This window comes from Marinitoga sp. 1155 (assembly GCF_001021175.1).
In the GTDB taxonomy this organism is placed as follows: domain Bacteria; phylum Thermotogota; class Thermotogae; order Petrotogales; family Petrotogaceae; genus Marinitoga.
In genome coordinates, this window is the sequence record NZ_AZAX01000049.1 from 1 (window position 1) to 1,476 (window position 1,476).

A 1,476-nucleotide genomic window follows, 5' to 3' on the forward strand; every position below is an offset into this window, starting at 1 on the left:
GTGAAATTGTTCCATATTTTCTGGCTTTGTCAAAACTATTTTTAAACCAATATATTCCTATTGGTAATATTATTGCTGTCATTATTATCAGAATTATTATATCTTCTTTTATTTCATATAAACTATATCCTTTTATTAATGTTTTTCTTAATCCATCCATTGCATATGTTGTTGGTAAAATATACGATATTCCTCTTAACCATTTTGGTAATATTTCTATTGGATAGTATATTCCAGAGAACATTCCACTTAAAAATGAATATACCCAGCTTATTGGATCCCCTTTTTTAGTTAGCATTATAAATCCAGCACTTAATATTCCTATTCCACTTAAACTTATCATTGTTATTACCAATAATATTATTGATGATATTATGTTCATTTTTATTTCTACATCAAATGTATATATTAAAAATATAAACACTATTCCTGTGTTTATTATTGTAAATATTAATCTTGAAAATATTGTGTATATAAATACTTCCCATAATGGCGTTTCTGACAGAAGCAGGTATTCTATTGTTCCCATTACCTGCTCCTGCCTTATTACACTTTTAAATGTTGTTAGTGATAGTGTTGTATAACTCATGAATACGCTTCCTGATATAAAATACGCTAAGATGTTTCCACCATACTGTTCTATCATTGGAAAGTAATTCCCCTGAGCTATAAACCTTCCCATGAATCCAAATTGTAATAATCCTAAGAATCCACTGAGTATCCCCAGCACTGCCTGGGTTTTATAACTTTTCCATATTAATATATCTCTTATTATGTAGTTCATGAATTTTTTTATTCTTTTCATGAGTTAACCTGGTATATGAATTTATAATAATATTTCTGATATTTCATCGACATATTCCTTTTTTTTACCATATACAATAATAACTTTATTTTTATTTTTATAAATATTAAAATAATATCCATTATGTTTTTGGGATACAAAATAATAATCGATTATCATTATCGAAACATTTGTTTTTATTTTCATAAAATTTTTTTCTTCTAATTCGTTTTGTATTTTTTTAAAAAAGTCTTTTGCCGTTTTATTATCTAAAAACTCATAATATTCAAAATTTACACTATTTTTATCACTTTCATATTTCTTGATTTCTACTAGCATAATATTTTTTAATCTTTCTTCATAAGTGTTTTTTTTGAAAAAACTTTTATCCAGAGTATGGTGGAAAAACTTTTTGCTATTTATAATTTCATTTATTTCTTTGTATTCATTAATTTTAAATTTTAGAAAGAACCCCCTGCTTGATATTAAAATTATTAATATTATTACTAATGCTATTATAGAATATTTTTTCACCACCACGACATAACACCTCCGGTTAAGTTGATTTTTTACTTTTTAAATACATTAAAACTTCATTACTCTATTTAAAAATCATATTGTCACTTGTAATTACTATTTTGTTTTCTTCTATATATTTTATATTGCTTACTATATGTTCTATAATAAATGAT

Annotated in this window: 2 protein-coding genes; both read right to left on the reverse strand. The window is 24.3% G+C overall.

The features are described 5' to 3' along the window. Nucleotides 1-805 (reverse strand): ABC transporter permease (locus X274_RS10340; RefSeq protein WP_047266758.1); only part of this gene is annotated, 805 nt, incomplete at its 3' end. A 21-nt stretch (nt 806-826) separates the two neighbouring features. Further along, the gene (locus tag X274_RS10345; protein ID WP_197073363.1) at nt 827-1,318 is read right to left on the reverse strand and encodes a hypothetical protein; all 492 of its coding nucleotides are present in this window, start codon (nt 1,316-1,318) and stop codon (nt 827-829) included. Between the last annotated feature and the right edge of the window lie 158 nt (nt 1,319-1,476).